The following is a 23,266-nucleotide window of genomic DNA, read 5'->3' as shown; positions in this document are numbered from 1 at the left end:
GCACTAACGACTCTATTAGACCAGCTTGCCTGGCGCGAATCTATCGCGCTCAGGTAAGCGACCTTACAAGACGTATCAGTGCAGCTGACGGCGCCACGCCCGCACAGGCTCCTACTCCCAGGCTGCGGGATCGATTTCCCCGAGTCCCTGGAACACCGGTTTACAAAAGAAATAACCCTGCATCAGGCTGATGCCGGCGTCGGCCAGGAAGTCGCGTTCGGCGCGGCTTTCGATGCCTTCTGCCAGCACCCGGATGCCCAGCTCGCGACACATTGCAGTCACGGCGCGCACGATCGCCTGGCGCGGCGCGCTGCTGTCGATATTGCGCACCAGGTCCATGTCGATCTTGATCAGGTCGGGCTGATATTCCGACAGCAGGTTCAAGCCCGCGTAGCCGGCACCGAAGTCGTCGATCGCGGTCTGGAAGCCGAAGCGCCGATATTCGCGGAAAATGTTCACCAGGTGTTCGCGGTCCTGCACCCGCTCGCCCTCGGTGACTTCGAAGATAATTCGCTCGATCGGAAAGTTGTGCACCCGCGCCGCCTCGAAAGTGCTGCGGATGCACACCTCCGGCCGGTACACCGCATTCGGCAGGAAATTAATCGACAACAGTTCACGCATGCCGAGGCGGGCCGCGCCGGCCACCGCCTTGACGCGGCAGGCCTGGTCGAAACGGTATACATTGTCGGCCGTGACCTGTGCCAGCACGCTGGCCGCCGATTCGCCTTGCGGGCCGCGCACCAGCGCTTCATGGGCGTAGATCGTGCGGCCGGAGAAATCGACGATCGGCTGGTAGGCATACTCAAACTCGAAACCGACCGGTTCGCCATCGCGGCAGCCTGGGCAAGCCACATTCGCGGCCAGCCGCACCTTCTCGGGCACAATCTCAATCATGTTGCGGTTCCTCGTTTTGACGACCAGGGAATTCTAGCAGAGCCCGGCAAAGCGGCCGCGCGCGAAAACATGGGCTTGCTGTAATGGACATTCGTGGCGCCCGCTGATAGATTGAGGCCATCGCACCCCACGGAGACACCATGCGCCGCCAATATCTGCCAGCCTTCCTGATCGCCGTCTGCGGCGCCGCCTTCGCGCAAATGCCATCGCGCCCAAGTCCCGGCGAGATGCTGCAGGTGACCGACGCCACGCTTGAACGCACGATTGAGACCCAGATCGCCGCGCAGCTCAAAGTGGCCGAGCGTCCCGAGACCGCGGAGCGGGTGGCGAGCTTCAAGAAGAACCTGTTCGATGCGCTGCGCAAGAAGGGCTTCACGGCCGAACAAAGCCTGCAGATTGTAATTGCGACGCCGATGCCGGCGCTCGCGGCAGCCAAATGAGACGGTTTCTGAACGATGGGGTCAGGTCCGCCGGACCTGACCCCGGGGTGGCCGCTACCGCATATCGATGCCTCGGTGCCGCCTTACTGGCCCTTTGCGCTAGTGGAGCGCAGGCGCAGCAAGTCGCGGACCTCTCGTATCGCCCGACGCTGAATGCTCCCGCCTACGAAGAAAACGCCGGGCCGCGCATCGCCATCGATTCGGGCCACCATAACTTCCATACTGTCGGTGGCCGGTACCAGCCGTTCGCCCAGCTGCTGCGCCGCGACGGCTTCCGCGTCGCCGGAACCGGCGCGGCGCTGTCCGCGCAGTCACTGGCGGGCATCGACGTGCTGGTCGTCGTCAATGCGCTCAACGAAGCCAACCAGCGCGACTGGCGGCTGCCGAATCCCGCCGCTTTCAACGACGCCGAAATCGCCGCGCTGCGCGCGTGGGTGAACAACGGCGGATCTCTGATGCTGATCGCCGACCACATGCCCTTTGCCGGCGCCGCCGCCACGCTGGCCCGTGCATTCGGCGTTGAATTTTCCAATGGTTTCGCGGGCCGCGCAGACGGAAACGTCGGGCCGATCGACTTCGATTTTACCCACGGACTCCTGCCCAGCGCGGTCACCGAGGGCCGTAACCCGTCGGAGCGCGTGCGCCATGTGGTCAGCTTTACCGGCTCGGCTTTCAAGCTCCCCGCCGGCGCGATTCCGGTGATGACGTTCGCGCCCGGATTTGTCTCGCTGGAGTCGAAGGAGCCGTTCAAGTTCGATGCCACCACGCCGCGCGTACCGATTGCCGGGTGGTCGCAGGGCGCGCTGCTCCCGCTCGGCAAGGGCCGTGTCGCGGTGTTCGGCGAAGCCGGCATGTTCACCGCCCAGCTGGCAGGCCCGCAGGCGCGGCCTTTCGGCATGAACGCGCCGGCCGCCGGCCAGAACGCGCAGTTCCTGCTGAACGTCCTGCACTGGCTCGCGCGCGCTCCGGGCATGGCCGCGGATCCTCTACCCGCCAGGGCCACGGCGCCGGGCGGGTTGTCCTTGAAGTCGATCGACGAACAGAACCTTCCGGAGCCGGAAAAGGAAAAGATACGCGCCAGGGTGCAATTCCTGAAGGAGCACAAGGTGATCCCGGCAGCCGAACATGAAGTGCCCGACTTCGCCGTGATCGAAGCCGAGCACCGCGCCCGGAACCAGGCGGTCCCCTCGATCACCTTTTCGCCGGCAAATCTCGATGCCACCACGTTGAAGGGACAAGCGCTGCTGGGGGCGACTACACACGGCGTCTACAACAATAAGTCATGGAGCGGGCTGTCGCGCCTGTTCAGTCATCCGCAACTTGGGCGGGTGCGGCTGGAGGAGACCGATCTGCTCACGCGTGGTGGCGGAGCAATCTTCACCAGGGAGCTGATTAACGCGGACGTCAATGGCGCGCCGGGGATGATGATCAGCCAGCAAGGCAGCGAGAAGAAAACCATCACGCGACTGATGTGGCTCTCCGACGGCATGCTGTACGACCTGGCCGCACCAGGCGTCGATGACGCCTCCCGCGATGCGCTATTGGCGATCGCCCGGCAGCTGCGCCGCTGATTTCAGGCGCCGCAGCTGCGCGGCCTGGTAGGCGCCGAAGGCGTCGCTGAACAGGCAGCGGATCAGGGGATCGTCGACCACGTCGGCCGCCTCGATTTCTTCCTCGGTTTTTGCGTCGAACACCGTGTCGTTGATCCGCACGTACATCGACGTCAGCGACTCGCCCAGCGCCAGCGCGGCGTAGATCTTCGCCACCGACATCTCGGTCAGCCAGCCGATGGCGCCGTCGCCGGCCGGTTCGATGGCGTCTCCCTGCACGCGGTAATCGAAATGCACCGCGGCGCCGGTGTGGTCGTACACCGCCAGGCGCCAGTGCCGCGGCTTCGCGAAGTAGCTGTCCTCGGGCAGTTCCATCGACCGGTATTTTTCCGGCAGGCCGGTGCGGCACCAGGCCATCACCAGTTCGGTTTGCGCGGCGGTGAGCGGATCGAAGCGGCGCGCGATGTCGGCGGTGGTCGGCGGCGCCGCGTCGGGCCGGTAGTCGTAATCGACATCCTGGTCGCCCACCGGCAGCACCCAGCTCAATGGCGGCGCGGCGGTCAGCGCATCCGCGGTGAGCACGAACGACACCGATGGGTCAAGCCGCATCACCCGCGTCGCCGGCAGCGCAGCCGCGACGGCGTCGCCGAACTGGCGGTAGCTGATCGGGAACATCGCATGGTTGTACCAGGACCACGGCTCCTGCACGAACTGGCAGGAGCTGGGCACGACGTAGCGAGGCGCGAGAATTTTTAGTTCGTCCATCCATTCTTGCGGAATCTCCGGCGCGGAGTGGTCGGCGCGCATCGGCGAAATGACCTCGATCTCGCGCATTGTCTGAAACGGCCACAGGACCATGTCCCACGGCGCCAGGCGCGCCAGCTCGGCTAGCGCCGCCGGCGCGATCCACGAATCGACCACGTTGAGCACCCTCAGGCCCGCCGCCTCGATCTGGAACATCGAATCGACGTCCGCATCGAGCGCCTCTCGCGGCGTGACGGTGAACGGCCCGACCTGCACCGCTTGGTCGGTGCGCAGCTGGTGAACCTGCTCGAAGCCCAGTTCGCGGATCATGGCGAACAGCTCGTCGAACAGGCAGTAGAGGTAGATCGGCGTCGCGCGGTCCAGCAGGTCGAGGCTCTCGAGCGAGCAGTGGTCGTCGTGGAAGTGCGAGATGAACACCGCGGCCAGGTCCAGCTTGCGCACCTGGTCCAGGTCGAAGCGGACCTGCGGGAAGGCGTGGCAATTGCGGCTGAACGGATTTTCGAAGATCGGGTCGAAAGCGATCTGCGCGCCGTCGCAGCCGAACAGGTAGCCGGCGTGGAGGATGCGGGAAATGGTCAGGGACATCCGCCCAGTATAGACCGTGCGCCCATTGGAGCGGTAGCGCACAGATGCGGCCGGGAAAACGGTGGATGCTGTCCATACAATCCCATATTGAAGGCCGCTGCAATGACCGACCCATCCTCCAACAAGACCGATCCCGAAGTCGGCAGGCGCACGCTGCGCATCGAGCTGGCGCCGAAAACCCTGATTACCATCGTCGCGATGGTGGTGGCGGTCGCCCTGCTCACCCGGCTGGTGCCGGTCATCCTGGTGCTGATCGCGGCGCTGATGCTGGTCGGGACGCTCAATCCCGCAGTGGAGTCGCTGGAGCGGCGCAAGATTCACCGCAACGTGGCGATCGGCGTGGTGTTCGCGGCGATGCTGGTCGTCTTCGGCCTGCTGGCGGTGTTCACCGTCCCGGCCCTGGTCGAACAGGTAGCGAGCCTGATCCAGCAGGAGCCTAAACTGCGCGCGCAGCTGGTGCACTTCCTGTCGTCGTATCCACTGACCGGATCGCTGGCCGAGAGCATCCGCAGCATTAAATACGCGGCGTTGTTCAAGTCGTACAGCGCCGAAGCGATGGCGATCTCGAAGGACCTGTTCGAGATCGTGGCCTACGGCGCCGGTGCATTTTTCCTGGCGCTGTACATCATGATCGACCGCGACCGCCTGCGCGGCGCGCTGTACGCGGCGATCCCGCGCGCGCATCACATCAAACTGTCGCGCATCCTGCTCAACCTGGAAACCATCGTCGGCGGCTACGTGCGCGGCCAGGTCATCACCTGCGCGATGATGGCGATCTTCCTGTTCGTCCTGCTGACCGCGTGCGGCGTGCCCAACGCGGTGGCGATCGCGGCGTTCGGCGGCATCGCCGACGTGCTCCCGTTCATCGGCATCTTCCTGACAATGGTCCCGGCGGTGCTGGCGGCGATGGCCACCAGCAGCTTCGCCGCCACCGTGGTGTTCGTGCTGCTGCTGTGCTACGAGGAATTCGAAAGCCGGGTGCTGATCCCGGTCGTGTATGGCCGCGCGCTGCGGCTGCCTTCATCGATCGTGCTGTTCGCGCTGATCGCCGGCGGCACGCTGTACGGAATCGCGGGCGCACTGCTGGCACTGCCGGTCGCCGCGACGCTGCTGATGCTGATCGATGAATTGAAGGTCGAGATGCCGGGCGAGACGATGCAGGCAAAGGATGATGAAATCGAAGCGGACGATGTGATCGGCGAAGAGGAATACCTGAGACGCACCGACGGCATGCCGGCCGAAGAAGCCGCCGGCATCGCGCTGGAGATCTCCGAAGAGAAGAAACTGCAGGAGAACGCTACCCAGAAGGAGGAAGAGGCCAAGTCCGAAGGACCTGACCCCGGCCTGGTTAGTTCTTCTTCATCACCAACGTAAGGATGTCGTAGCTGGCCACCAGTTCGTCGTTCTGGTTGGTGACCTGCACGTCCCACGCCACCACGCCCTGCCCCACGCCGCGCTCGTCGGTGCGGTTGCGGTCGACCTTGCGTTTGCAGGTCAGGCGCGCGCGGATCGTGTCGCCGATCGCCACCGGCGTGATGAAGCGCAGGTTGTCGAGGCCGTAGTTGGCCAGCACCGGTCCCGGCGCCGGCGAGACGAACAGGCCCGCCGCGGCCGACAGCACGAAGTAGCCGTGCGCGATGCGCTTTCCGAACTGCGAATCCTTCGCCGCGATTTCGTCGAAGTGCATGTAGAAGAAGTCGCCCGAGATGCCGCCGAACGCCACGATGTCCGCTTCCGTCACGGTGCGGCGGTGCGTCAGCAGCGAGTCGCCCATCTGCAGGTCTTCGAAGTATTTGCGGAACGGGTGCAGGTCGCTTTCCTGCACCGCGGCGCCGCGCACGTATTCGCCGGTGACCGCAGCGAGCATCGTCGGCGAACCCTGGAGCGCGGCGCGCTGCAGGAAGTGGCGCACGGCGCGCACACCGCCCAGTTCTTCACCGCCGCCCGCGCGGCCCGGGCCGCCGTGCTTCAGTTGCGGCAGCGGCGAGCCGTGGCCGGTCGAATCGACCGCCGCCTCGCGGTCCAGCACCAGCACGCGGCCGTGATACGCGGCCAGGCCAGGCACCGCGCGTGCGGCAACCATCGGATCCCTGGTGCACAGGGTCGACACCAGGCTGCCCTTGCCGCGGCGCGCCAGTTCGATCGCCTCGTCGAGGCCGGAATAGGTCATCATCGTGCTGACCGGGCCGAACGCCTCGATGTCGTGAACCGCGTCGTTGTCCATCGCATTCCGGCACAGCAGCAGGGTCGGCGCGAAGAACGAGCCTTCGGAGGCGCCCTCGCCCAGCGGCGCAAAATCATCGCCTGCACCGTAGACGATCTCGTTGCCCTCGGCGAGCATGGCGACGCGTTCGGCGACATCGCGCTGCTGGTCCTTCGACGCCAGGGCGCCCATGCGCACGTTTTCCAGCTTCGGATCGCCGACGACGATCTTCGACAGCCGGTCGCGCAGGCGCTCGGCCACCGCATCGACACGGTTCTCCGGCACGATGATGCGGCGAATGGCGGTACATTTCTGGCCGGCCTTCCCGGTCATCTCGCGCGCCACTTCCTTGACGAACAGGTCGAACTCGGCGTCGTCAGGCGTCACGTCCGGTCCCAGGATCGCGCAGTTCAGCGAATCGGCTTCGGCGGTGAACGGGATCGAGTTGGACAGGATGTTCTTGTTCGAGCGCAGCTTCATCGCGGTGTCGGCCGAACCGGTGAAGGTCACCACGTCGGCGCCGTTCAGGCGGTCGAGCAGGTCGCCGGTGCTGCCGATCACCAGCTGGATCGCGCCGTCAGGCATCAGGCGAGATTCGTGCATCATGCGCACGACCGCCTCGGTCAGGTAGCTGGTCGCGGTGGCCGGCTTGCCGATGCACGGCATCGCGGCCAGGAAGCTTGGCGCGAACTTCTCGAGCAGGCCCCAGATCGGGAAGTTGAAGGCGTTGATGTGCACCGCCAGGCCGCCGCGCGGCACCAGGATGTGGGTGCCGGCGAAGCCGCCGCGCTTGCCCAGCGCGATGGCGGGGCCTTCGTGCAGCACGTTCGACGACGGCAGCTCGCGGCTGCCCATGCTGGCGAACGCGAACAGGGTGCCGATGCCGCCTTCGACGTCGACCCAGCTGTCCGGTCGCGTGGCGCCGGTGTGCATCGAGATCGCGTACAGCTCTTCCTTGCGGTCCATCAGGTAGAGCGCCAGCGCCTTGAGCGTCTGGGCGCGGGTCTGGAAGTCCATTTGCATCAGGGCCGGCACGCCGGTGCGGCGGGCGTATACGACGGCTTCCTCGAAGTCGATCTTCTCGGCGTGGGTGTGGTAAATCAGGTTGCTGTTGATGGCGCTGTGCAGCGGCACGTGCGGCTCGGCGCCGAGCCAGCGGCCGCCGATCAGGCTTTGCAGGGTTGATACGTTGGTCATATGTTCTCTCCGTCGTTTTCTGGATCGTCGTACCTGCGAAGGCAGATACCTATGCTGAATTTGCGTCCACCTCTTCTGCACGCTCAGCAAGGGTTCCTGCCTCCGCAGGAACGACGCGGTTATTGGTCTTTGGGCTTGTGCATGTCGAAGCCGAACTCGATCCGCTTGCGGTCCGGCTCCACTTCGTCCTTCGATTCGACTTCGCGCATGGTCTTCATCGAGCGCACCGCGAGTTCGTGGTACTGCGTGGTGCCGAAGCTCTTCCACGCGATTTCCTTGTCTTCCAGCTGGCGCACCACCTTGGCGGGCGATCCCATCACCATGCTGCGCGGCGGGATGATCATGCCGGCCTTGATGAAGCTCATCGCGGCGATGATCGAATCTTCCCCCACCACCGCCTGGTCCATCACCACCGCGTTCATGCCGACCATCGCGTTGCGCTTGACGCGGCAGCCGTGCAGCACGGCGCCGTGCCCGATGTGGCCATCGACTTCGACCACGGTGTCGTCGCCGGGGAAGCCGTGCATCACGCAGCAATCCTGCAGGTTGGCGCCTTCTTCCAGGATCAGCCGTCCGAAGTCGCCGCGCATCGACGCCAGGGGGCCGATGTAGCAGCGCGGGCCGACGATCACGTCGCCGATCAGCACCGCGCTTGGATGCACGTACGCCGACGGGTGGACGACTGGGGTGACGCCGTTGATCTCATATACTTTGACCATAGATCTCTCGATTAGTTTACATGCCGAGGTAGGCGCTTTGCACCTGCTCGTTGTCCAGCAGTTCGGGACCGGGGCCGGACAGCACGATGGCGCCGGTCTCGATGACGTAGCCGACATCGGCGATCGCCAATGCGGCGTGGGCGTTCTGCTCCACCAGGAAGATCGTGATGCCGGCGTCGCGCAGTTCTTCGACGATGCGGAATATCTCGCGGATCAAGAGAGGCGCCAGGCCCATGCTCGGCTCGTCGAGCAGCAGCAGCTTCGGATGTCCCATCAGCGCGCGCGCCATCGCCAGCATCTGCTGCTGGCCGCCGGACAGCATGCCGGCCGTCAGCGCGCGCTTTTCCTTCAGCACCGGGAACAGACCGAACACGCGCTCCAGGTCCGCCGCCAGCTCGCCTTTCGGGCGGGTGTAGGCGCCCAGGCGCAGGTTGTCTTCCACCGACATCGGGCCGAACACCTGGCGCCCTTCCGGCACCTGGCAAATACCGGCGCGCACGCGGGCGTCGGCGCTCATGCGCGTAATGTCCGCGCCGCCGAAGCGGATCGCGCCGGCGCTGACCGGCTGCACCCCCGATATCGCCCGCAGCAAGGTGGTCTTGCCGGCGCCGTTGGCGCCGACCAGCGCCACCAGCTGGCCCTGGCGCACTTCGATGTCGACGCCGTGCAGCGCCTGGATCGGCCCGTAGCGGCTGTGCAGCCCCTGAATTTGCAGCACCGGCGGCGCGGCGGAAAAATCTGGCATGGTCATTCCTTTACGCGGCCGCGCCGAGATAGGCGGCGATGACGTCGGGGTTGGCGCGCACTTCCGCGGCCGTGCCTTCGGCGAGCGTCTTGCCGTAGTCGAGCACCAGGATGTGGTCCGACAGGTTCATCACAAGTTTCATGTCGTGCTCCACCAGCAGCACCGTCACGCCGGACTGCGCGACCTTGCGGATCAGGTCTTCGATTTCGCCGGTCTCGGTGTGGTTCAGGCCCGCCGCCGGCTCGTCCACCAACAGGATCTTCGGCGCCGCCGCCAGTGCGCGCGCGATCTCGAGGCGCTTGAGGGCGCCGTAGGGCATCTGGCTGGCGTCCGCGCCGAGGTACTTGCCGACTCCGACGAACTGCATCAGGCGCGCCGCTTCGTCGCGGCATTCGGCATCCGCGCGGCGCACGGCCGGCAGGCGCAGCATCGACGCGAACATGTTCTGATTCAGACGCAGGTGCGAGCCGACCATCACGTTGTCGATGGCGCTCATGTTCATGCACACCTGGAGGTTCTGGAAGGTGCGGCTCAAGCCGCGCCGCGCCAACGCATCGGGCGCCATGCCGGCGACGTTCTCGCCGTTGAACATGATCTTGCCGGTGGTCGGCGTGTAGATGCCGCTGACCAGGTTGAACAGCGTGGTCTTGCCCGCGCCGTTAGGCCCGATCACGGAATGGATCGCGCCTTCACGCACGTTGAAGCTCACGTCCTGCACCGCGTGCACGCCGCCGAAGCTTTTGCTGAGGTGTTCGATCGCCAGCATCATTTGCTCCTCGCGCGCATGCGCTGCGCGATGCTCGGCACCAGGCCGCGCGGCAGGAAGATCATCGTGGCCATCAGGATCACGCCGAATACCACCACTTCCCAGCCTTCGAAAGTCTGCAGCAGCTGCGGCAGCACGGTCAGCAGCGCGGCGCCGATGATGGAGCCGAACACCGACGCCATGCCGCCCACCACCACCATCGTTACCAGCTCGATCGAGTGGAAGAAGCCGGCCATGTTGGGGGTGATGAAGCCGGAATAGTGGGCGGTGATCGAGCCGGCGATGCTGGCCACCACCGCGGACAGGACGAATACGCGCACCTTGAACTTCGTCGTGTCGACGCCGGCGACGCGCGCGGCAATTTCGGAGCCATGGATCGCCTGCAGAGCGCGGCCGACCGGGGAGTCGATCAGGTTCAGCGCCAGCCACGTCATCAGCAGGAGCAGGACAGCGACCACCGCGTACCAGGCGGTCTCGCCTGCGACCGCGAAGGTCCCCAGCGTGAACGATGGAACCGCCATGCCGTCAGGGCCGCCGGTCCACTGCTGCTCGTTGTTGATGACGATGGCGATGATGATGCCGAGGCCCAGCGTGGCCATCGCCAGCGTGTGGCCTTTCAGTTTCAGCACGGGGCGCGCCAGCACCCACGCCAGCAGGCCGGTCGCGGCGGCGCCGGCAGCCAGCGCGGCCAGCGGCGGCCAGTTGAAATGCGTCGTCAGGGCGGCGGACGAATACGCGCCAAGGCCGTAGAAACCAGCGTGGCCGAGGCTGATCTGGCCGGTGTAGCCCATCAGAAGATTCAGCGCGATGACCACGATGGCGTTGAGCGCGATGCGGATCGCCACGTCGACGTAGAACGAGTTCGGCAGCACCAGCGGCAGCGCCGCCAGCACCACCGCGAGCACCAGCAGCCCGCCGTGCCGGGATTGAAGCAGCTTCATACGCGCTCCGAGATCCTGGCGCCGAACAGGCCGCGCGGCATGAAGAACAGGATCAGCAGGATCAGCACGAACGGCACCGCATCCTTGTACGACGACGAGATGTACCCGGCCGTCATGGCTTCGGCGATGCCGAGGATGAGCCCCCCGACCACCGCGCCAAGGCCGCCGCCAAGGCCACCCAGCACCGCGGCGACGAAGCCCTTCAGGCCCAGCATGATGCCGGCGTCATACGAGGTGTAGGTAATCGGCGCGACCAGGATGCCGCCGAATGCACCGAGCAGCGCGGCCAGGCCGAACGACAGCAGCAGTACGCGGCGCGTGTTGATTCCGACCAGCTGCGCCGCCAGCTTGTTGTGCGAGGTAGCCAGCATTGCCTTGCCGAGCAAGGTGCGGCCGAAGAACCAGGCCAGCGCGCCGACGATGGCGAGCGTGACGCCCAGCACCCACAGGCTTTGCGGCAACAGGCTGGCGCCGAACAGCATGATCGGCGTGTCGCCCGAAAACGGCGCAAGCGAATGCGTGCCCTTTCCCAGCCAGATCTGCACCAGCCCGCGGATCGTCAGCGACGCGCCGATGGTGATGATGATCAGCGTGACCACCTGGGCGTTCTGCGCAGGCTCGATCACGGCCTTCTCCATCACCAGGCCGACGATGGCGGTGCCGATGACGGCGCCGACGATCGCCAGCGGCAGCGGAACGCCGGCGCCGGCCATGACGGCCGCCAGCATCCCGCCCATCATGATGAACTCACCCTGGGCGAAGTTGATCACACCGCTGGTGTTGTAGATGATCGTGAAGCCCAGCGCGGCAAGCGCGTAGGTGGAGCCGACCGTCATTCCCGAGTAAAGGAACTGGAGGAATTGAGCGAGCATCGCAAGGCCTTATTTGAGCTGGACCCAGTCGCCGTTCTTGACCTCGACCATGCGGAACGCGGACAGGTCCAAGCCCATGTGGTTGGTCGGCGACATATTGAAGACGCCGGTGGTGCCCACGAAGCCCTTTGTGCTCTCCAGTGCGGCGCGCACCTTCTCGCGGTCGGTGCCCCCGGCGCGCTTGATCGCATCCACCGACAGGTTCAGCGCGTCGAGCGCGTAGCCGCCGAAGGTCGAAGGATCGACCTTGTACTTGTCCTTGTAAGCCTTGTCGTAGCCGGTGACGATGGTCTTCTGCGCGTCGCCGGCTGGCAGCGCGTTGGCGATCAGCAGGGCCGGCGTCGGCAGGCGCACGCCTTCCGCGGCCTTGCCGGACAGCTTCAGGTACTCGTCGGATGCGACGCCGTGCGACTGGTACATCGGCACCGCGGTCATGCCCAGTTGGCCGTAGTTCTTGGTGACGACCGCCGGGCCCTGGCCCAGGCCGAACACGAACACTGCCTGCACGCCCGGCGTGCTTTTAATGCGGGTCAGCTGCGCGGTGATGTCGGTGTCCTTCGGGCCGTAGGTCTCGTCGGCCACCAGCGTGATGCCGTACTTCGCGGCGACCGCCTGGGTCTCCTTGCGGCCGGAGGCGCCGAAGCCGCTGGTCTCGGACAGCAGGCCGACCTTGGTGATGCCGCGCTTCTTCATGTCCTCGAAAACCTTCTCGGCCGCCATGCGGTCGGTGTGCGGCGTCTTGAAGACCCACTTCTTGACCGGGTCGATCACGACCACCGCACCGGCCAGCGAGATGAACGGCAGGCTGGCTTTCTCGACCAGCGGCGCCATCGCCATGGTCGCGCCGGTGGTGGTGCCGCCGATCAGGACGTCGACCTTGTCGGACTCGATCAGGCGCTTGGTGAAGCTGTTGGCCTTGGCAGCGTCGCTGCCGTCGTCGTAGTGCACCAGCTCCAGCTTGCGACCAAGGACGCCGCCCTCGGCATTGATCTTCTCGATGTACAGCTGCAGGGTTTTTAGTTCAGGGTCCCCGAGGAAGGCGGCCGGTCCGGATACCGACAGCACCGAACCGATCTTGATCGGGTCGGCGGCCGATGCGCTGGCGGCGGCAAGCGCCATGGCTGCGAACAGGACGGACTTCTTGAGCATGGTCTTGAACATCTTTGTCTCCTCGGGGTGGTGGTTTTGTTTTGTTTAAACGCGTTCGATGATCATGGCGATGCCCTGGCCGACGCCGATGCACATGGTGCACAGCGCGTAGCGGCCGCCGGTGCGGTGCAGCTGGTTGACGGCGGTCGTCACCAGGCGCGCGCCGGAAGCGCCGAGCGGGTGGCCGATCGCGATCGCGCCGCCGTTCGGGTTGACGCGGGCGTCGTCGTCGGCCAGGCCGAGGTCGCGCGTGACCGCCAGGCCCTGGGCGGCGAAGGCTTCGTTCAGTTCGATCACGTCCATCTGGTCGATGGTCAGGCCGGCCATCGCCAGCACCTTCTTCGATGCCGGCGACGGGCCGAAGCCCATGATGCGCGGCGCCAGGCCGGCGGTGGCCATGCCGACGATACGGGCGCGCGGCTTGAGGCCGAAACGTTCGACCGCGCTGCCCGATGCGATCAGGACCGCGCAGGCGCCGTCGTTCACGCCCGAGGCATTGCCAGCGGTGACGCTGCCGTCCGGCGTCACGACGCCCTTCAGCTTGGCCAGCATCTCGATGGTGGTCTCCGGACGAGGATGCTCGTCGGTCTCGAACAGGCGCGCTTCGCCTTTCTTCTGCGGAATCGACACGGGCACAATTTCGTCCTTGAAGAAGCCGGCGGCGTGCGCGGCGGCCCAGCGCTGTTGGCTGCGGATCGCAAACGCATCCTGGTCGGCGCGGCTGACATTGAACTCGCGCGCGACGTTCTCCGCCGTCTCGGGCATCGAGTCGATGCCGTACTTCGCCTTCATCAGCGGATTGACGAAGCGCCAGCCGATGGTGGTGTCTTCGATCTTGGCGGCGCGCGAGAATGCGCTGTCGGCCTTGCCCATTACGAAAGGCGCGCGCGTCATGCTCTCGACGCCGCCGGCGATGATCAGGTTCGCTTCGCCGGACTTGATGGCGCGCGCGGCGATGCCGATTGCGTCCAGGCTGGAGCCGCACAGGCGGTTGATGGTGCTGCCGGGGACATCGACCGGAATCCCGGCCAGCAGGCTCGCCATATGGGCGACGTTGCGGTTGTCTTCGCCGGCCTGGTTGGCGCAGCCGTAGTAGACGTCATCGACCTTCGACCAGTCGACGCCGGGATTGCGCGCCATCAGCGCGGCGATCGGCAAGGCTGCCAGGTCGTCCGCGCGCACGGTGGAAAGGGCGCCGCCGAAGCGGCCGATCGGGGTGCGGATGGCGTCGCAGATGAATGCGTCGTTAATTTGTTGGGTCACTGGCTGCTCCTGTTAATTAAGATTTCGGGCGTTTGTCGATCACGCGGCGGGCCTTGCCCGTCATGGTGCGCTCGATGCCATTGGAGGCCATCAAGGTCACGCGCGTGGACACGCCCACGAAGGTCTTGATCTGGTGTTCGAGGTCGCGGCCCAGCAGGGCCACGGCTTCCTGCGCCATGCTGGTGTCGCGCAGTTCGCCGAACACTTCGAGCTTGTCGAGGTGGCCGTCGCGCGAGACGATCAGCTGGTAGTGCGGCGCCAGGGCCGGCATCTTGAGGATCAGCTCCTCGATCTGGGTCGGGAACACGTTCACGCCGCGGATGATCAGCATGTCGTCCGAACGGCCGGTGATCTTGCCCATGCGGCGCATCGAGCGCGAGGTCGGCGCCAGCAGGCGCGTGAGGTCGCGGGTGCGGTAGCGGATGATCGGCAGCGCTTCCTTGGTCAGCGAGGTGAATACCAGCTCGCCCTCTTCGCCGTCCGGCAGCACTTCGCCGGTCTCGGGATCGATCACCTCGGGATAGAAATGGTCTTCCCAGATGACAGGACCGTCCTTCGATTCGATGCATTCGCTGGCCACGCCAGGGCCCATCACCTCGGACAGGCCGTAGATGTCGACCGCGTCGATGCCGGCGCGCGCTTCGATCTCGCCGCGCATCGCGTCGGTCCACGGCTCGGCGCCGAAGATGCCGACCTTGAGCGAGGAGTCGGCCGCGTCCATGCCCTGGCGCTGGAATTCCTCGATGATGTTGAGCATGTACGACGGCGTCACCATGATGATGTCCGGCTTGAAGTCGCAGATCAGCTGCACCTGCTTCTCGGTCTGGCCGCCCGACATCGGGATCACGGTGCAGCCCAGGCGCTCGGCGCCGTAGTGGGCGCCCAGGCCGCCGGTAAACAGGCCGTAGCCGTAGGCGATGTGGACCATGTCGCCCTTGCGCCCGCCCGCGGCGCGGATCGAGCGCGCCACCACGCCGGCCCAGGTGTCGATGTCGTTCTGGGTGTAGCCGACCACGGTGGCCTTGCCGGTGGTGCCGCTCGACGCGTGGATGCGCACCACTTCTTCACGCGGCACCGCGAACAGGCCGAACGGATAGTTCTCGCGCAGGGTCTTCTTTTCAGTGAACGGGAATTTCGCCAGGTCCGCCAAGGTCTTCAGATCGTCAGGATGAACGCCCTTCTCGTCGAACGCGGCCCGGTAATGCGGCACGTTGTCGTAGGCGCGCTTGAGCGTGGCCTTCATGCGCTCGAGCTGCAGCGCCTGCAATTCGTCGCGGCTGGCGCGTTCGATCGGCTCCAGGTCGCCTGGAGCGGGTGTGCGTTGAACCATGGTTGTCTCCCTCGTTCTCGAAACTGAAATCAGACTTCTGCGACCAACCCCGCGACCCGGTGCGACTTACCGCGGAACAGCGCGATGGTGCGCCCGTCCTGGTTGTGCACCCTGATGTCATACACGCCGGTCTTGCCGGACAGGGCCTGCTCGGTCGCTTCGGCGGTCAGCAGGTCGCCTTCGCGGCCCGGCGCCAGGTAATCGATCGTGCAGCCGGCGCCCACCGTGTTGTGATTGTGCGAATTGCAGGCGAACGCGAAGGCGCTGTCGGCAAGCATGAAGATGTAGCCGCCGTGGCAGGTCGCGTGGCCATTCAACATGTCGCGACGCACCGGCATGGTCATGCGCGCGTAGCCGGGACGGATTTCGGCCAGCAGCATGCCCAGCGCCTGGCTGGCGGGGTCGCGCTCGTACATTGTCTTGCCGGCCAGTTCGGCCAAAGCCTGGGGATCGTTATGCATGAAAACGCGCTCCTGCCGGCGCGGCGGCCAGTTTGCGGCGCAGCAGCGGCGAGACGCGGTAGCGGTCTTCGCCATAGCCGGCGGCGAGGTTCGACAAAACGGTGACGACCTGCGCAACGCCAATCGCGTCGGTCCACGCCAGCGGGCCGCGCGGATAGTTCACGCCCTTCTGCATGGCGGTGTCCACCGCGGCGGCGCTGCACACGCCCTGGTTGACGGCGTCGGCCGCCTCGTTGGCCAGCATGGCGACGGTGCGCATCACGACCATGCCCGGCACGTCGTCGATGCGGGTGACCGCGAAGCCGGCCGACTGGAACAGGCCGACGACGGCGTTGTAGCCGTTGTCGCTGCACTGGTCGGCGCGCGCCAGCGCGATGCGCCTGGCGCCGGCAAAATCAAGCACCAGGTCGTACAGCACGGTGTCCGGATGCTTGTTGGCGGTGGCGCGCTCGGTCGCGGTGCGGCCGTCGGTCAGGAACACGGCGGCGCCGTTGCAGTGGAAGGCCGGCGCCTCGTGCTCGCCCGCGCCGGGCAAGGGCTTGCGGTGGGTGACGGTGTAGCCGGCGGCCTTGAGGCGCTGCTCCATCGGGTCGGTGATCGGGTGCAGCACGCCAGGTTCGATGCTGACGCTGACGGAATCGGGTTTCGCCATCGCCGGCTCGGTCTGCGGCGCCGGCACGCTGGCGTCGTCGCCGTAGCGGTAGAAGCCGCGGCCGGATTTGCGGCCCAGGAAGCCGGCGTTGACCATCTCCTGCTGCAGCACCGAGGGGGTGAAGCGCGGATCGCCGAAGTAGGCCTGGTGTACCGACTTCGTCACCGAGAAATTGACGTCGTGGCCGATCAGGTCCATCAGCTCGAAAGGGCCCATGCGGAAGCCCCCGGACTCGCGCACGATGGTGTCGATGGTCGCGGCATCGGCGGCCTGCTCGGACAACAGGCGCAGCGCCTCGGCGTAGAACGGGCGGGCGACGCGGTTGACGATGAAGCCCGGCGTCGACTTGGCGTGCACCGGGTTCTTGCCCCACGCGGCGGCGGTAGCGAACACGGTGTCGGCGACCGACTGCTCGGTGGCCAGCCCGCTGATCACTTCGACCAGCGCCATCAGCGGCACCGGGTTAAAGAAGTGCATGCCGACCAGGCGCTGCGGACGGCGCAGCTGCGCGGCGATGGCGGTGACCGAGATCGACGAGGTGTTGGTGGCGAGGATGCAGTCGTCGCCGACGATGGCTTCCAGTTCGGCGAACAGCTTGCGCTTGACGTCGAGGTCTTCGACGATCGCTTCGACGACAATGGCGGCGCCGCGCACGTCTTCCAGGCTGTCGGCGACGCGCAGGCGCGCATTGGCCGCTTCGGCGTCGGCGCCCGTCATGCGGCCCTTCTCCACCAGCTTGCCGAACACCTTGCCGATGTCGGCGATCGCCTTGGCGGCGGCGCCTTCACGGGTGTCGAACAGCACCACCGGATGGCCGGCCGCTGCCGCCACCTGGGCGATACCGGAACCCATCGCGCCGCTGCCGATGACGGCGACCACACTGCCTTTGTCGAGCGCCATCGCTTATTCTCCCTTGAAGTGGGCCGGGCGTTTCGCGATGAACGCGGCGACGCCTTCCTTGTAATCGTGGCTGTAGCCAAGCTCGCGCATCATCTCGCCCTCTAACTTGAGCTGTTCCTGCAAGGTGTTGGCGTAGCTGGCCTGCAGCGCCTTTTTGGTGAAGGCGAGACCCTTGGTCGGCGCGGACGCGAAGTGTTCGGCCATGGCCATTGCCTCGTCCATCAGCGCGGCGTCGGGGATGCACTTCCAGATCAGGCCCCACTGCTCCGCCGTCTCGGCGGGCAGCTTATCGCCCAGCATGGCGAGGCCGGTGGCGCGCGCGTGGCCGATCAGGCGCGGCAGATGCCAGGTGCCGCCGGTGTCCGGGATCAGGCCCAGCTTGCAGAACGCTTCGATGAAGCTGGCCGATTTCGCGGCCAGCACGATGTCGCTGGCCAGCGCCAGGTTGGCGCCGGCGCCGGCGGCGACGCCGTTGACGGCGCAGATCACCGGCATCGGCAGCGCTTTCAGCGACAGCACCAGCGGCGCGTAGAACTGCTCGACCGAGGCGCCCAGGTCGACGCCTTGCTGGCCCGGTTCGACCGCGCGGTCGCCCAGGTCCTGGCCCGCGCAGAAGCCGCGGCCGGCGCCGGTCAGCACCAGCACGCGCACGGTCGGATCGGTGGCCGTCAGCGCGAGCGCGTGGCGCACTTCGATGTGCATGGCCTGGGTGAAGCTATTGAGTTTGTCGGGACGGTTCAGCGTCAGCTTGGCGATGCCATTCTCGATCTGGAACAGGATGTTCTCGTAGTTCATGCGGTCTCCTTGTTTTGTTCTTATTCGGCCTGGTCGAAGTCGACCACCACTTTGTCGGTGACGGGAAAGCTCTGGCACGACAGCACGAAGCCGCGCGCGATCTCGTAGTCTTCCAGCGCGTAGTTCACGTCCATGTCGACCTTGCCCTCGAGGAGCTTGCAGCGGCAGGTTGAGCATACGCCACCCTTGCATGAGTAGCGCATGTCGATGCCGGCGCGCAGGCCGGCGTCGAGGATCGACTCCTTGTCCTTGTCCATCGTGAAGCTGGTGTGGTTGCCGTCCATGATGACGGTGACCTGTGTCTCGTGCGGCACGTCGGCTGCCATCGCGCGCGGCTTGTGCTGGTGCTTCGGGATGCTGGCGGCGAACAGCTCGACCTTGATGTCGTGCTTCGGCATGCCGGCTTCCTGCAGCGCGGCGGAGACGCCGAGCATCATGTCTTCCGGGCCGCAGATGAAGGCGACGTCGATGTCCTCGACGCGGACCCAGTGCTTCAGCAGCTGCTCGGTCTTTTCCTTGGTGATGCGGCCGTTGAACAGTTCGATGTCCTGCTGCTCGCGGCTCATCACGTAGGCCAGCTGCAGGCGGTCCATGTAGATGTCCTTCAGGTCGGTCAGCTCCTCCTTGAAGATCACCGTCGACGAGGCGCGGTTACCGTAGAACAGGGTGAAGCGGCTGTGCGGCTCGGTCGCCAGCGTGGTCTTGATGATCGACAGGATCGGCGTGATGCCGCTGCCGGCCGCAAATGCGACGTAGTTGCGCGACTGCTCGGCGTTCAGGGGCACGTTGAAGTGGCCCATCGGCGGCATCACTTCGAGGGTGGCGCCAGGCTTCAAGGTGTCGTTGGCCCAGGTCGAGAACAGGCCGCCCTGGGTGCGCTTGATCGCCACGCGCAGCAGGCTGTCGTGAACGGCGGAGCAGATCGAGTAGGACCGGCGCACGTCCTCTTCGTTGATCAGGGCGCGCAGGGTCAGGTGCTGGCCTTGCTGATACTTGAAGCTGTCCTTCAGTTCCGGCGGAACGTTGAAGGTGACGGCAATGGTGTCGCGCGTTTCGTTGTGAACCGCGGCGACCGACAATGGGTAGAATTTGCTCATGATTGGCCTTAGTGGCACTTGAAATAGTCGAACGGCTCGCGGCAGTCGAGGCACTTGTACAGCGCCTTGCACGGCGTCGATCCGAATTGGCTGGTCAGCTCCGTGTGCGTCGAACCGCAGTTCGGGCAGGCCACCGTCAGCCTGGGCTGCAGCGCATTGCGCTTGACGCCGGCGTGCAGGCCGCTGATGTCGATCACCTGCTGCGCCGGCGGCGCGATGCCGTAGCCTTTCAGCGCGGCCTTGCCGGCATCGCTCATCCAGTCGGTGGTCCACGCCGGCGACAGCTGGTTCACCAGCCGCACGTTGGTCACGCCATGCTGGTGCAGCGCCTCGGTCACCGATTCGGCGATCACCTGCATCGCCGGGCAGCCGGAGTAGGTCGGCGTGATGGTGACGACGCATTCGTCATCCTGCCACTCGACGTTGCGCACGATGCCGAGGTCCACCACCGAGATCACCGGGATCTCGGGGTCGGTGACCTGGCCGAGCCAGTCCCAGACCTGCGCGGTGCTCACTGCCTGCTGGCTCATTACCACTCGGCTCCGCGATAGGCGCGCTGCAGGAACTGCATCTCGGCGAGGATGTAGCCGAGGTGCTCGCTGTGCACGCCCTTCTTGCCGCCGCGGTGCATCCAGGCGTCGGCGGGAGGCATCTCCAGCGTGGCTTCGGTGAAGATCTCGGAGACGTGCTCGATGAAGTCGGCGCGCAGCAGTTCGGCCGCGGGAGCGACGCCCTCCGCGACCATCGCCAGGTCGACCGCGTCGTAGATGAACATCTCGCCGGTGTAGGCCCACAGCTGGTTGACCGCGGCCTGGCACTTGGCATGGCTTTCCGGCGTGCCGTCGCCGAGGCGCACGATCAGGTCGCCGCTGCGGCGAAGGTGATAGGTCACTTCCTTGATCGACTTCTCGGCGATTTCGGCGACGCGCGCATCGCTCGATTTGGTCAGCGCGAGCATCAGGAAGTAGTGCCAGGTATCGAAGAAGAACTGGCGCATCATGGTGTCGGCGTAGTTCCCGTTCGGCTGTTCGACCAGCAGGCAGCAGCGCAGGGCCGGCGCGTCGCGCAGGAATGCGAGGTCATCCTCGCTGCGGCCGGCGCCTTCGAGTTCGGTGGCGTAGGCGTACCACATGCGGGTCTGGCCCAGCAGGTCGAGCGCGACGTTGGTCAGCGCCATGTCCTCTTCCAGCGCGGGACCTTTGCCGCACAACTGCGAGAGCTGCTGCGACAGGATCAACGCGTTGTCGCCCTGGCGCAGGAGATAGTCGATTTTGTCGGCGGCGTTCACAGGTTTTTCACTTCTTCAGGCATTGGGAAAAAGGTCGGGTGGCGATAGACCTTGTTGTTGGCCGGCTCGAACAGCGCGCCCTTGTCGGACGGGCTGGAAGCGACGATGTCGGTGGCGCGCACGACCCAGATCGACACGCCTTCGTTGCGGCGGGTGTAGACGTCGCGGGCGTTATTGACCGCCATCTCGGCATCCGGCGCGTGCAGGCTGCCGACGTGCTTGTGCGCCAGGCCGTGCTGGCTGCGGATGAAGACTTCCCACAGGGGCCATTCTTTGCTCATTGCTTGCTCCGTAATCTCGTTATGCCGCGGCGCGCGCCGCTTTTTTGTCCGCGTGGGCGACCAGCGCCTCGCGGAACCAGGCGCCGTCGTCCCAGGCCTTGACGCGGGTCCGCAGGCGCTCCTTGTTGCAAGGGCCGTTCCCTTTGAGGACGTTGTGGAACTCGCTCCAGTCGATCTCGCCGAATTCGTAGTGGCCGGTTTCGGCATTGAATTTGAGGTCGGGATCGGGCACCGTCAGGCCGAGGAATTCGGCTTGCGGGACGGTCTGGTCGACCATGCGCTGGCGCAGTTCGTCGTTCGAGAACAGCTTGATGCGCCACTGCGCCGACTGCGCGCTGTTGACCGACTCGGCGTCCGACGGGCCGAACATCATCAGCGACGGCCACCACCAGCGATTGAGGGCGTCCTGCGCCATCGCCTTCTGCTCCGGCGTGCCCTTGGCGAGGCTCATCATGATGTCGTAGCCCTGGCGCGCGTGGAAGGATTCTTCCTTGCAGACGCGGATCATGGCGCGCGCGTACGGACCGTACGAGCAGCGGCACAGCGGGATCTGGTTGATGATGGCCGAGCCGTCGACCAGCCAGCCGATCGCGCCCATGTCGGCCCACGACAGGGTCGGGTAATTGAAGATCGACGAATACTTGGCCTTGCCGGAATGGAGGGCGGCCAGCAACTCGTCGCGCGACACGCCCAGCGTTTCGGCGGCGCTATATAAATAGAGGCCGTGGCCCGCCTCGTCCTGGATCTTGGCCAGCAGGATCGACTTGCGCTTGAGGGTAGGCGCGCGTGTGACCCAGTTCCCTTCGGGGAGCTGGCCGACGATTTCCGAGTGCGCGTGCTGCGAAATCTGGCGGATCAGGGTTTTGCGGTAGGCGTCGGGCATCCAGTCCTTCGCTTCGATCTTGATGCCGGCGTCGATGCGATCCTGGAACGCGCGCTCCTCCTCGCCCATGTCGGCAATCGACTGGACTTTCTTGAGCCCGGTTTCGACCAGTTGTGCGTACATGCTCACTCTCCATTTGCTGAATCTGAAAATCCATAATACGATACAAAAAACGAGAAGTACACAGAAATTTTGTGTCACATTTATTTTCTGTATCCTGTAGTCATTCTTTAATGTCTGAAAATTAATCCTGCGCCGATCCGCCACTAAAGTAAACTGCGGCAAGGCCTGACAAAAGGACACTTTTCCTCTATGAAACAACTGACCAGCACCGAATGGATCGCCCACTTCCTGGCCAGCGACCCGCCGCGCTCCAAGTCGCTGGTGATGACGATTTTCGGCGATGCCGTGGCGCCGCACGGCGGCACCGTGTGGCTGGGCAGCCTGATCGAGCTGCTGGCGCCGTTCGGCGTGAATGACCGGCTGCTGCGCACCAGCGTGTCGCGGCTGGCGCAGGACGGCTGGCTGGTGGCCAACCGCGACCGGCGCCGCAGTTCGTATTCGATTCCGGCGCGGGCGCTGCCGCGCTTCGAGCGCGCCAACCGCCGCATCTACGCGCCGCTCGAGGTGCACTGGGACGGCCTGTGGACGCTGCTGCTGTCGGCCGGCGGCGCGATCGAGGCGCCGCTGCGCGCTGCGCTGCGCAAGGAGCTACTGTGGGAAGGCTACGCGCAGCTGTCGCCGGGCGTGTACGGCCATCCGGCCGGCGACACCGAGGTGCTGCGCGACGTGCTGGTGCGCCTGGGCGCCGAGGGCAAGCTGTTCATCTGCGGCGCGCAGGCGCTGGCGCAGGTGCCGGGCCGGCCACTGCCGGAGCTGGTCGGCGAAGGATGGGATTTATCGGACGTGATCGCCGGCTACCAGCAGTTCATCGACCAGTTCGAGCCGCTGCTGGCGCTGAAGGAAGCGGGGCTGCCGCCGGAACAGGCGTTCGTCATCCGCACGCTGCTCATTCACGCTTACCGGCGCGTGCAGCTGCACGATCCGATGCTGCCGGTGGAGCTGCTGCCCGATCCATGGCCGGGCGCGCGCGCGTACGAATTGGCGCGCGCGCTTTATCGGTCAATTTGCGGCGCCGCCGAACAACATGTGGTGGCGGCGATGCGGCGGGAGGATCCGGACGCGCCGCCGGCCGACGCCGCCTTCTTCCAGCGCTTCGGCGGGCTCGACTGATGTAGATTCGCCGCAAATCCCCCGGGGTCAGACCCGCTTATTTAACGGTGAAATGCGGACAATGCCATCGAAAAAGCGGGTCTGACCCTGATCGTCCGGTGCCGACGAACAACATGTGGTGGCGGCGATGCGGCGGGAGGATTCGGACGCGCCGCTGGCCGACGCCGCCTTCTTCCAGCGCTTCGGCGGGCTAGACCGATCTCAATCAGACGCAAATCCCCCGGGGTCAGACCCGCTTTTTTAACGGTGAAATGCGA

General features: G+C 65.6%; 23 protein-coding genes. 4 read left to right on the top strand and 19 right to left on the bottom strand.

Features of this window, described 5'->3' with window-relative positions; all coding sequences use genetic code 11:
• Positions 1 to 111 precede the first annotated feature (111 nt).
• Positions 112 to 894, bottom strand: a complete 783-nt coding sequence (locus tag AC1D02_RS19410; RefSeq protein ID WP_477319896.1) for an EAL domain-containing protein — start codon at positions 892 to 894, stop codon at positions 112 to 114.
• A 140-nt stretch (positions 895 to 1,034) separates the two neighbouring features.
• Here AC1D02_RS19410 and AC1D02_RS19405 point away from each other — a divergent pair, with 140 nt between their 5' ends.
• Together AC1D02_RS19405 and AC1D02_RS19400 are read left to right on the top strand one after the other, a co-directional pair.
• Positions 1,035 to 1,334, top strand: a complete 300-nt coding sequence (locus tag AC1D02_RS19405; protein ID WP_477319894.1) for a hypothetical protein — start codon at positions 1,035 to 1,037, stop codon at positions 1,332 to 1,334.
• A gap of 47 nt (positions 1,335 to 1,381) precedes the next feature.
• The gene (locus AC1D02_RS19400) at positions 1,382 to 2,905 is read left to right on the top strand and encodes a hypothetical protein (RefSeq protein ID WP_477319892.1); all 1,524 of its coding nucleotides are present in this window, start codon (positions 1,382 to 1,384) and stop codon (positions 2,903 to 2,905) included.
• Here the strand turns inward: AC1D02_RS19400 and AC1D02_RS19395 are convergent.
• Complete coding sequence (locus tag AC1D02_RS19395; RefSeq protein ID WP_477319890.1) at positions 2,873 to 4,234, bottom strand: MBL fold metallo-hydrolase; 1,362 nt, start codon at positions 4,232 to 4,234, stop codon at positions 2,873 to 2,875. The genes AC1D02_RS19400 and AC1D02_RS19395 overlap by 33 nt on opposite strands.
• Before the next feature lie 102 nt (positions 4,235 to 4,336).
• Here AC1D02_RS19395 and AC1D02_RS19390 point away from each other — a divergent pair, with 102 nt between their 5' ends.
• A complete protein-coding gene (locus AC1D02_RS19390; protein WP_477319888.1) occupies positions 4,337 to 5,608 on the top strand; it encodes an AI-2E family transporter in 1,272 nt (423 codons plus the stop codon).
• Here the strand turns inward: AC1D02_RS19390 and paaZ are convergent.
• From paaZ to paaA, 17 genes are all read right to left on the bottom strand, one after another.
• Positions 5,583 to 7,634: a phenylacetic acid degradation bifunctional protein PaaZ gene (paaZ, locus tag AC1D02_RS19385; RefSeq protein WP_477319886.1), complete on the bottom strand. Its 2,052-nt coding sequence runs from the start codon at positions 7,632 to 7,634 to the stop codon at positions 5,583 to 5,585. The two genes, AC1D02_RS19390 and paaZ, sit on opposite strands and share 26 nt — an antisense overlap.
• A 119-nt stretch (positions 7,635 to 7,753) precedes the next feature.
• The gene (gene paaY, locus AC1D02_RS19380) at positions 7,754 to 8,353 is read right to left on the bottom strand and encodes a phenylacetic acid degradation protein PaaY (RefSeq protein WP_477319884.1); all 600 of its coding nucleotides are present in this window, start codon (positions 8,351 to 8,353) and stop codon (positions 7,754 to 7,756) included.
• Positions 8,354 to 8,369: 16 nt separating this feature from the next.
• A complete protein-coding gene (locus AC1D02_RS19375) occupies positions 8,370 to 9,098 on the bottom strand; it encodes an ABC transporter ATP-binding protein (RefSeq protein ID WP_477319882.1) in 729 nt (242 codons plus the stop codon).
• 10 nt (positions 9,099 to 9,108) lie between these two features.
• Complete coding sequence (locus AC1D02_RS19370; protein ID WP_477320102.1) at positions 9,109 to 9,864, bottom strand: ABC transporter ATP-binding protein; 756 nt, start codon at positions 9,862 to 9,864, stop codon at positions 9,109 to 9,111.
• Positions 9,864 to 10,805, bottom strand: a complete 942-nt coding sequence (locus AC1D02_RS19365; protein WP_477319880.1) for a branched-chain amino acid ABC transporter permease — start codon at positions 10,803 to 10,805, stop codon at positions 9,864 to 9,866. Before AC1D02_RS19365 ends, AC1D02_RS19370 begins: the two co-directional genes overlap by 1 nt.
• Positions 10,802 to 11,677 carry a branched-chain amino acid ABC transporter permease gene (locus tag AC1D02_RS19360; protein ID WP_477319878.1) on the bottom strand — a complete coding sequence of 292 codons (876 nt, stop codon included), beginning with the start codon at positions 11,675 to 11,677 and terminating at the stop codon, positions 10,802 to 10,804. Before AC1D02_RS19360 ends, AC1D02_RS19365 begins: the two co-directional genes overlap by 4 nt.
• 9 nt (positions 11,678 to 11,686) lie before the next feature.
• Positions 11,687 to 12,838 carry an ABC transporter substrate-binding protein gene (locus tag AC1D02_RS19355; protein WP_477319876.1) on the bottom strand — a complete coding sequence of 384 codons (1,152 nt, stop codon included), beginning with the start codon at positions 12,836 to 12,838 and terminating at the stop codon, positions 11,687 to 11,689.
• Between the two features lie 33 nt (positions 12,839 to 12,871).
• Positions 12,872 to 14,077, bottom strand: coding sequence for a 3-oxoadipyl-CoA thiolase (gene pcaF, locus AC1D02_RS19350; RefSeq protein WP_477320100.1), 1,206 nt, complete (start codon positions 14,075 to 14,077; stop codon positions 12,872 to 12,874).
• 28 nt (positions 14,078 to 14,105) lie between these two features.
• Entirely contained in the window at positions 14,106 to 15,419 is a 1,314-nt protein-coding gene (gene paaK, locus AC1D02_RS19345; protein ID WP_477319874.1) for a phenylacetate--CoA ligase PaaK, read from the bottom strand.
• A 29-nt stretch (positions 15,420 to 15,448) separates the two neighbouring features.
• Positions 15,449 to 15,880: a hydroxyphenylacetyl-CoA thioesterase PaaI gene (gene paaI, locus AC1D02_RS19340; RefSeq protein WP_477319872.1), complete on the bottom strand. Its 432-nt coding sequence runs from the start codon at positions 15,878 to 15,880 to the stop codon at positions 15,449 to 15,451.
• A complete protein-coding gene (gene paaH / locus AC1D02_RS19335) occupies positions 15,873 to 17,432 on the bottom strand; it encodes a 3-hydroxyacyl-CoA dehydrogenase PaaH (RefSeq protein ID WP_477319870.1) in 1,560 nt (519 codons plus the stop codon). Before paaH ends, paaI begins: the two co-directional genes overlap by 8 nt.
• Positions 17,433 to 17,435: 3 nt before the next feature.
• Positions 17,436 to 18,227 (bottom strand): 2-(1,2-epoxy-1,2-dihydrophenyl)acetyl-CoA isomerase PaaG, encoded by a 792-nt coding sequence (gene paaG, locus AC1D02_RS19330; RefSeq protein WP_477319868.1) that lies wholly within the window; start codon positions 18,225 to 18,227, stop codon positions 17,436 to 17,438.
• A 20-nt stretch (positions 18,228 to 18,247) separates the two neighbouring features.
• Positions 18,248 to 19,324 carry a 1,2-phenylacetyl-CoA epoxidase subunit PaaE gene (gene paaE, locus AC1D02_RS19325; RefSeq protein ID WP_477319866.1) on the bottom strand — a complete coding sequence of 359 codons (1,077 nt, stop codon included), beginning with the start codon at positions 19,322 to 19,324 and terminating at the stop codon, positions 18,248 to 18,250.
• A gap of 8 nt (positions 19,325 to 19,332) precedes the next feature.
• A complete protein-coding gene (gene paaD / locus AC1D02_RS19320; protein WP_477319864.1) occupies positions 19,333 to 19,854 on the bottom strand; it encodes a 1,2-phenylacetyl-CoA epoxidase subunit PaaD in 522 nt (173 codons plus the stop codon).
• Positions 19,854 to 20,612, bottom strand: a complete 759-nt coding sequence (paaC, locus tag AC1D02_RS19315) for a 1,2-phenylacetyl-CoA epoxidase subunit PaaC (protein ID WP_477319862.1) — start codon at positions 20,610 to 20,612, stop codon at positions 19,854 to 19,856. The genes paaD and paaC overlap by 1 nt, the downstream gene beginning before the upstream one ends.
• Complete coding sequence (gene paaB, locus AC1D02_RS19310) at positions 20,609 to 20,893, bottom strand: 1,2-phenylacetyl-CoA epoxidase subunit PaaB (protein ID WP_477319860.1); 285 nt, start codon at positions 20,891 to 20,893, stop codon at positions 20,609 to 20,611. The genes paaC and paaB overlap by 4 nt, the downstream gene beginning before the upstream one ends.
• 19 nt (positions 20,894 to 20,912) lie before the next feature.
• Positions 20,913 to 21,899 carry a 1,2-phenylacetyl-CoA epoxidase subunit PaaA gene (paaA, locus tag AC1D02_RS19305; RefSeq protein ID WP_477319858.1) on the bottom strand — a complete coding sequence of 329 codons (987 nt, stop codon included), beginning with the start codon at positions 21,897 to 21,899 and terminating at the stop codon, positions 20,913 to 20,915.
• A gap of 189 nt (positions 21,900 to 22,088) precedes the next feature.
• Between paaA and paaX the strand changes: the two genes are divergently transcribed.
• A complete protein-coding gene (gene paaX / locus AC1D02_RS19300; RefSeq protein WP_477319856.1) occupies positions 22,089 to 23,009 on the top strand; it encodes a phenylacetic acid degradation operon negative regulatory protein PaaX in 921 nt (306 codons plus the stop codon).
• Positions 23,010 to 23,266 lie beyond the last annotated feature (257 nt).

The sequence above is a fragment of the Massilia sp. P1_C10 genome, from assembly GCF_056406475.1.
Note: the sequence above shows the minus strand (reverse complement) of the source record. Positions and strands in the feature narration are given on the sequence as shown.